The organism is Streptomyces sp. NPDC002790, from assembly GCF_040295505.1.
In the GTDB taxonomy this organism is placed as follows: Bacteria; Actinomycetota; Actinomycetes; order Streptomycetales; family Streptomycetaceae; genus Streptomyces.
Map to the genome: position 1 here is coordinate 157,878 of NZ_JBEOVM010000006.1, position 7,237 is coordinate 165,114.

Annotated in this window: 7 protein-coding genes; 3 read left to right on the forward strand and 4 right to left on the reverse strand. The window is 70.4% G+C overall.

What is annotated here, in order from left to right:
• Positions 1 to 27 precede the first annotated feature (27 nt).
• Positions 28 to 1,278, reverse strand: a complete 1,251-nt coding sequence (locus ABT004_RS06110; protein ID WP_351331729.1) for an FAD-binding protein — start codon at positions 1,276 to 1,278, stop codon at positions 28 to 30.
• 144 nt (positions 1,279 to 1,422) lie between these two features.
• Between ABT004_RS06110 and ABT004_RS06115 the strand changes: the two genes are divergently transcribed.
• On the forward strand, positions 1,423 to 2,061 hold the full coding sequence (locus tag ABT004_RS06115; protein WP_351331731.1) for a pyridoxamine 5'-phosphate oxidase family protein: 639 nt from the start codon (positions 1,423 to 1,425) through the stop codon (positions 2,059 to 2,061).
• Positions 2,062 to 2,138: 77 nt separating this feature from the next.
• Positions 2,139 to 3,461 (forward strand): radical SAM protein, encoded by a 1,323-nt coding sequence (locus tag ABT004_RS06120; RefSeq protein WP_351331733.1) that lies wholly within the window; start codon positions 2,139 to 2,141, stop codon positions 3,459 to 3,461.
• Between the two features lie 15 nt (positions 3,462 to 3,476).
• Here the strand turns inward: ABT004_RS06120 and ABT004_RS06125 are convergent, their stop codons facing one another.
• Positions 3,477 to 4,505 carry an asparaginase gene (locus tag ABT004_RS06125; protein ID WP_351331735.1) on the reverse strand — a complete coding sequence of 343 codons (1,029 nt, stop codon included), beginning with the start codon at positions 4,503 to 4,505 and terminating at the stop codon, positions 3,477 to 3,479.
• Between the two features lie 143 nt (positions 4,506 to 4,648).
• Here ABT004_RS06125 and ABT004_RS06130 point away from each other — a divergent pair, with 143 nt between their 5' ends.
• Positions 4,649 to 5,098: an Lrp/AsnC family transcriptional regulator gene (locus ABT004_RS06130; RefSeq protein WP_351331737.1), complete on the forward strand. Its 450-nt coding sequence runs from the start codon at positions 4,649 to 4,651 to the stop codon at positions 5,096 to 5,098.
• A gap of 65 nt (positions 5,099 to 5,163) precedes the next feature.
• On the opposite strand, the gene ABT004_RS06135 is transcribed toward ABT004_RS06130, so the two are convergent.
• Together ABT004_RS06135 and ABT004_RS06140 are read right to left on the reverse strand one after the other, a co-directional pair.
• Entirely contained in the window at positions 5,164 to 6,330 is a 1,167-nt protein-coding gene (locus ABT004_RS06135) for an alanine--tRNA ligase-related protein (protein ID WP_351331739.1), read from the reverse strand.
• Between the two features lie 244 nt (positions 6,331 to 6,574).
• Positions 6,575 to 7,078, reverse strand: coding sequence for a DUF6069 family protein (locus tag ABT004_RS06140; protein WP_351331740.1), 504 nt, complete (start codon positions 7,076 to 7,078; stop codon positions 6,575 to 6,577).
• Positions 7,079 to 7,237: the final 159 nt, after the last annotated feature.

The following is a 7,237-nucleotide window of genomic DNA, read 5'->3' on the forward strand; positions in this document are numbered from 1 at the left end:
CCCACGCGCTACCCCCACACGTCACCCTCACGCGCCGCGCGGCAGCAGCCTCCGCACGAACGCGTTGCTGAACTTCCCCTCCGGATCGAGGCGTTCGGCCAGCGCCACGAAGTCCGCCGCCCGCGGATACCGGCCGGCGACGCGCGCCGGGTCGGCCGTGAACACCTTCCCCCAGTGCGGCCGCGCCCCGAACTCCCGCAGTCGGTCCTCCACCAGGGAGACGACCGGGAGCACCCGCTCCGTGTCCGCGACCCACGTGAAGTGGAACGCGACGGTGTCCCGGCCGTACGCGGGGCTCAGCCACTGCGTGTCCGCGGCGACCGTGCGCACCTCGCAGACCTGGACCACGTCTGCGATCCGCTCGCGCACCGCGTCGATGGCGGCAAGCGCGGCCACGGCGTGCTCGCGCGGCAGCAGATACTCGGACTGCAACTCGTCGCCGCTGCTGGGCGTGAACTCGGCCCGGAAATGCGGCAGTCGCTCGTGCCAGGGCCCGGGCACCCCGAACTGCTCGGTGCAGTGCACGGCGGACATCCCCGGCACCGGATGCCGCGCCTCGGCGGCGGACTCGGCCCACGGGAAGTCCAGCGCGTCCGGCATCCGCCGCTTCACCCACACCTGGTCGAAGCGCGGCCCACGCCAGTCGGTGAACAGGCTGACGCTGTACGCGGCGGCCGACACGGCCTCGAAGTCGAGCCCCTGGAAGGGGAGTTCACGAAAAACGTGCTGCGATACATCGAAGGAGGGCTCCACGTCCAGCGTCAACGACAGCACCACGCCCAGCGCACCGAGCGAGACGACCGCCCCCTCGAAACCGGCGTCCCCGCGCGCGAGCGTGACCAGCTCCCCGTCCCCGGTCAGGATATCCACGGCCCGCACGGCCTCGGCCAGCGACCGGTTGCCGTTGCCCGAACCGTGCGTGCCGGTGGCCACCGAACCGGCAACGGAAATGTGCGGCAGCGAGGCCATGTTGGGCAGCGCGAGCCCGTGCGCGTGCAGCGCGGCGGCCAGTTCGGCGTACCGCACGCCGCCGCCGACCCGCACGGTGCGCTCCGCGGTGTCGACGTCGATCAGGCTCGGCAGCGCACCCAGCGAAACGAACACGCCGCCGCGCTCCACGTCCACGTCGGCGATCCGGTTGAACGAGTGCCCGCTGCCGAGCACCCGTATGTGCTCGCTCTTGCCGACGACTTCCCGCAACTCGTCGACGGTGTCGGGCCGGTACAGCCGTTCCGCGCCGAAGGTGATGTTGCGAGCCCAATTGGTAATCGCTGACACGGGACTGCCTTTCGCAGAGTGACGATTGCCGAGAATTGGACCACGGCAATCAAGCCCCTGAGTTCTCGTTGACGTCACGGGGCTCCGCCCCGGACCCCGCTGCTCAATCGCCGCAGGGGCTTGATTGGCGTACCGTGCCTGCGCATGACGCAGACCGACGACCACCGCACCCTCCCGCTGACCCACCGCGCCGACCTGGAGGCCATCCTCGACGCGGGCTTCGTCTGCCATCTCGGTGTCATGGTCGACGGTGCCCCCGTCGTCGTACCGACCGTCTACGGGCGTGACGAGCGGTGGCTGTACGTGCACGGGACCGTGGCCGGCCGCAGCCTCGCGGCCGACCCGGAGGCGGCGGTGTGCGTGACGGTGACCCACGTCGACGGGCTTGTCCTCGCCCGCTCCGTCTTCGAGCACGGGGTGAACTACCGCAGCGTCATGGTGCACGGTGTGCCGCGCCTGATCACCGACGAGGGCGAGAAGCTGGAGGGGCTCCGGCGGCTCACCGAGCACGCGACCCCCGGCCAGTGGACGTACGCGCGGCAGCCGAACCGCGAGGAGCTCGCCGCCACCACGATCCTCGCGCTCTCCCTCGAAGAGGCGTCCGTGAAGATCCGGTCCGGCGCCCCCGACGACGGAGCGTCGGCCGACGCCGAGCTCGGTCACTGGGCCGGGACCCTGCCGCTGAACGCCCGCTGGGGCGCTCCCACGGCCGATCCACTGCTGCCCATCGGCATCACCGCGCCCGCCCACATCGTGGCCCGAGCGGGGACCCGGCAAGGTTGACCGGCGGCCGGGGCGTACCGTGAGGAGTCGAGAAACCGTAGAAGACGCAGCACAGCAGAGGGTCGAGGAGTAACGGGATGCAGAGCCGTACGGCGCTGGTAGAGGACCTGATGGAGCGCTTCCCGCACGTTCCGAAGGAAGCGGTCTTCAAGGAGGACCTGCTGCGCGGCGGTGTCGCCTTCGACGCGTCCGCGCTGAGTGACAACGAGGACGGCGAGGTCAAGCCGAAGTCGTACTTCATCTTCTCCTTCGACCACGGCACGCTGCCCGAGCTGGGCGAGGCCGCGCTGCGCCGCCCGCCCGAGGAGATCGTCCTCACCGGTGGCCCCTACGACCTGCGCCGCACGGTCGTCTCGGTCCGCGTGAACCCGAAGTCGCCGTACCGCGTGGCGTCGAACGAGGACGGCATGCTCGGCCTGTACCTCGACGGCAAGCGGATCTCCGACGTGGGCGTGCCGCCGATGCCGGAGTACTACCGGCACAAGCTCTCCAACGGGAAGTCGGTCATGGAGGTGGCCCCGACGATCCAGTGGGGCTACCTGATCTACCTGACCGCGTTCCGGGTCTGCCAGTACTTCGGCGCCAAGGAGGAGTGCCAGTACTGCGACATCAACCACAACTGGCGCCAGCACAAGGCGGCGGGCCGTCCGTACACGGGTGTGAAGGATGTCGACGAGGTCCTCGAGGCCCTCGAGATCATCAACAAGTACGACACCGGGAAGACGTCGACCGCGTACACGCTGACCGGCGGCGCGATCACGTCGAAGGTCCAGGGCCTGGACGAGGCGGACTTCTACGGGCGGTACGCCAAGGCCATCGAGGAGTACTTCCCGGGCCGCTGGATCGGCAAGGTCGTCGCGCAGGCGCTGCCCAAGGACGATGTGCAGCGCTTCAAGGACTACGGCGTGCAGATCTACCACCCCAACTTCGAGGTGTGGGACGAGTACCTGTTCAAGATGTACTGCCCCGGCAAGGAGCGCTACGTCGGCCGCGACGAGTGGCACAAGCGGATCCTCGACTCGCGCGAGGTCTTCGGCGCGCGCAACGTCATCCCGAATTTCGTGGCGGGTGTCGAGATGGCCGAGCCGTTCGGCTTCAAGACGGTCGACGAGGCCATCGCCTCCACCACGGAGGGCCTGAACTTCTTCATGTCGAACGGCATCACGCCGCGCTTCACCACGTGGTGCCCCGAGCCGACGACGCCGCTCGGCAAGGAGAACCCGGACGGCGCGCCGCTGGAGTACCACATCCGGCTGCTCGACGCGTACCGCAACGCCATGGACGAGCACGGGCTCTCCTCGCCCCCCGGATACGGTCCGGCGGGCGCGGGCCGGGCCGTGTTCTCGGTCAGCTCGTTCATGGACAGCCTCGCGCCCAACGAAGAAGCCGTGGAGTTCTGATCCGCCGCAAGGGCCCTATGCGGCCGCCTGCTCGCCGGATGCCTCGGTGCCGGCGGGCAGTGCGCCCGGCGCGTCGATCAGGCGGCTGAGCAGGTCGGGACGGGCGGCGGGGGAGACCTCCGCGAGCAGCGCGGCCAGGACGGCGATCCGGGTCTGGCCCGCGCGCAGCGTGCCGCTGAGCACGGCGCCCGCGGCGACCAGGTCGACGGCGCCGCCACCCGTGTAGATCTCGGCGAGCGGGCCCGCGGATACGCGCGTAGACACGGCGACGAGGACTCCGCGGCGTACGGCCGAGGACACCGCGTCGACCAGCTCCGGCGTCGCGTTCCCCGCGCCCGTGGCCACCAGCACGATGCCGCGCGCGCCCGCGGCGACGGCCGCCTCGAAGAGCGTGGCGTCGGCGTCGCTGTGGTGCATGACGATGTCGACGCGCGGTATCGCCGCTCCTGACTCCGGCTGAGGCAGCGGGGCCGGGCGGTTCGGCTTGTGGCGCAGGTCGACGCGGCCGAAGCCGAGCCGGCCGAGCGGTCCGGCGGACGGGTCGGCGAAGGCGTCGGCCGCGAGGGTCTGCGTCTTCACGGTGCCGCGTGCCGCGTGCACCTTTCCGTCGAAGGCGATGAGGACGCCCAGGTCACGGCCGTTCGCGGCGAGTTGGAGCGCGTCGTACATGTTCCCCGGGCCGTCCCCCTCGGCCTGGCCGAGCGGCTTCTGGGCGCCGGTGAAGACGACCGGGCGCGGGTCGTCGTGGTGCAGGTCGAGCAGGAACGCGGACTCCTCCAGGGTGTCCGTGCCGTGCGTGACCACGATGCCGTCGACGGCCGGGTCGGCGAGCACCTCGCGCACCGTGCGCAGCAGCGTCAGCTGGAGCTCCGTCGTCATCCGCGAGCTGTTCACGTTGAACAGGTCGACGACGTTCACCTCGACACCCTCCGGCAGCGCGGCCGACGCCAGCACCGTGTCCCCGCCGGCGTCGGCGGCGTAGCCGGTGCCCTGCCAGCGGCTCGCGATGGTGCCGCCGGTGCTGATGAGGGTGATGCGTGCCATGGAACCTGCCTCGCGGAAGAGTCGGCGCTCCCGCGCGCGTGGGGAGCGTATGTTCGATCTACAGCAAGGATAAATCGTGATCTGCGCAATCGGATTGCGAATCCTGGCCGTTGATTGCGGAAAGTGTGGTGCATGATTGCGCCATGGACCGGATCGACCTGCATATCTTGCGCGAGCTCCAGGAGGACGGCCGCCTGAGCAATCAGGATCTGGCGGCACGCGTCGGCCTCAGCCCGTCCCCGTGCATGCGCCGCGTGCGGCAGCTGGAGAAGGACGGCGTCATCCAGGGCTACCGCGCGATCGTCGACCCGGCCGCCGTCGGCCGCGGCTTCGAGGTCCTCGTCTCCATCGAGGTGCGCCGCGACCGCGCCTCCGTCGAGGCGTTCGAGCACGCGCTCCAGGACATCCCCGACGTCATAGAGGCCTACCGGCTCTTCGGCAGCCCCGGCTGCATGCTGCGCATCGCGGTCGCCGACCTCGCCGCGTACGAACGGCTGTGGATCGAGCGGCTCACCGCGCTCGACGGGGTCACCGAGGTGAACTCGCAGATCATCATGAAGCGCATCAAGGAGCCGAAGGGGCTGCCGGTGTAGCGGGTGTTTCAAGCCCCGCCGGCGATTGAGGAGCGGGGTCCGGGGCGGAGCCCCGGCAGTGGCGCCTACCGCCCCCGCAGGCCCAACACCAGTTCCCGTGGCAACCCATGCGTGTCGTGCAGGTACCGCAGGTCGTCTTCGTTCAGCGGGCCCGAGAACCGCGGCCGCGACAGCACCTTCCTGCCGCGCTCCAGGAGCCGGTCGAAGCGCAGCTCCTCGTCGAGCAGCACCTGACGTACGTCGGAGGGGTCGAGGTCCTGGCGGAAGTGGTCCAGGGTGTGCCGGATCAGCTCGACCGGCAGGTCCCCGAGCGTGCGGGTCGGGTCCTCGCGGCGCAGCACGGTCAGCACCCGCCGGATCAGCCGGCGCAGCACGTACCCGCGCCCGGTGTTCGACGGCCGCACCCCGTCGCCGACGACCACGACGGACGAGCGCAGATGGTCGCCGACCACCCGGAACGACGGCTCGTCCAGCGGCCACAGGCCCGGCAGCAGCCGCCGCCACGGATCGAAGACGTCGCACTCGAAGACCGACGGCTTCCCCTGCAACAGCGAGGACAGCCGCTCCAGGCCGAGCCCGGTGTCGACGTTGCGCTGGGGGAGTGGCACCAACGAGCCGTCGTCCAGGCGCCGGTAACGCATCGTCACGTGGTTCCACACTTCCACCCAGCGTTCGTCCTTGGTCGGGCTCGACTCCGGCGGGGTGTCACCGGTCCACAGGAAGATCTCCGAGTCCGGACCGCACGGCCCGGTCGGCCCGTTGTCCCACCAGTTGTCCTCGACGGTCTCCTCGACGGGGACTCCGCGCCGCTCCCACACCTCCCGCGAACCGGTGTCGGGCCCGGTCTGCCCGTCGCCGCCGAACACGGTCACGTACAGCATCCGCGGATCGATGCCGAAGCCCTCGGTGAGCAGCTCGTACCCCCACTCCAGGCTCCGCGGCCCCTCGTAGTCGCCGAGCGACCAGGTGCCGAGCATCTCGAAGACCGTCAGATGCGTGGGGTCGCCGACCTCCTCCAGGTCCGTGGTCCGCAGGCACCGCTGTACGTTGACGAGCCGTCGGCCCAGCGGATGGGGGCGGCCCTCCAAGTACGGGGTGAGCGGGTGCATTCCGGAGGTGGTGAACAGGACCGGGTCGCCGGGCGGCGACAACAGCGTCGAGCCGGTGACGCTGCGGTGGCCGCGGTCCTCGTAGAACTCGGTGAACGTGCGGACGACGTCGTCGGTGCGCATGGGGTGTCTCCTTCGCGTGATGCGGGCGAGAGGCACCGGAAGCGGCCGGACGGAGCGCGTTGGGGCAACAGAAAACCGGCGGCCGTTTCCGGTCGCCGGTGGATGAGGTGGGTACGTCAGGCGGCGGCAACCGGCGAGCTGGTCGCTCGCGCGGTCGCGGTGGTGAGGCTTCGACGCATGACGTTCATGAAGCCGAGGGTAGCGCGGCCGTCCGGTCCGGGCCAGGAGTTTTCCGGGGCCCGCGTCAGTAGCGCCGCACCGCGCCCCGCGCCACCGAGGACAGCAGGGAACCGATGGCGATGCCGATCACGAGGTACACCCCGGCAGTGCCCAGCTTCGCCTGCCACGTCAGACCCGTCGTGAACGGAAGCAGCACCATGACCGCGGTCGCGAGGCCGATGATCCAGGCGAAGAAGCGCTCGGGCCGCGGCGTCGCCACGATCAGCAGGTTGAGGAGCGCGGTCGCGACGAGCGCCGCCACCGCGGCGCCGCCCGCGAGCGCTCCGGTGGTCGCGTTGCCCATCAAGCCGTCGCCCTCCGGCGCGAACACCGGGACGTCGAGCACGCCTCGTACGAGGAGGAGGGCGACCACCGCCGTGAGGGCGGCGATCACGGCGGTCATCACTCCGCCCGCCCACAGCTTTCCGGCGTCGAGTCGGGGCTGTGGTTCGGGTTGGTAGGGGGGTTCGGGTTGGCCGTAGGGCTGCCCGTAGGTCTGCTGTCCGTAGGGCGAGTTCCGTGGTTCCACGAGGAGGCTTTCCGATCGGTGGGCGCGCCATGTCGGTTTTGATGCAGTATCACCCGCGCTCTGGGCCCTCGCATGTCACCGCTGCACATGGGTCACGCCACGGGGCTCCGCCCCGGACCCCGCTGCTCAATCGCCGCAGGGGCTATAAATAGCCCCTGC

Excerpts from the sequence above, each read along its gene's own strand:
- ABT004_RS06120 (WP_351331733.1), top strand. The coding sequence starts at position 2,139 with ATGCAGAGCCGTACGGCGCTGGTAGAGGACCTGATGGAGCGCTTCCCG.
- ABT004_RS06135 (WP_351331739.1), bottom strand. The coding sequence starts at position 6,330 with ATGCGCACCGACGACGTCGTCCGCACGTTCACCGAGTTCTACGAGGAC.
- ABT004_RS06125 (WP_351331735.1), bottom strand. The coding sequence starts at position 4,505 with ATGGCACGCATCACCCTCATCAGCACCGGCGGCACCATCGCGAGCCGC.
- ABT004_RS06130 (WP_351331737.1), top strand. The coding sequence starts at position 4,649 with ATGGACCGGATCGACCTGCATATCTTGCGCGAGCTCCAGGAGGACGGC.
- ABT004_RS06115 (WP_351331731.1), top strand. The coding sequence starts at position 1,423 with ATGACGCAGACCGACGACCACCGCACCCTCCCGCTGACCCACCGCGCC.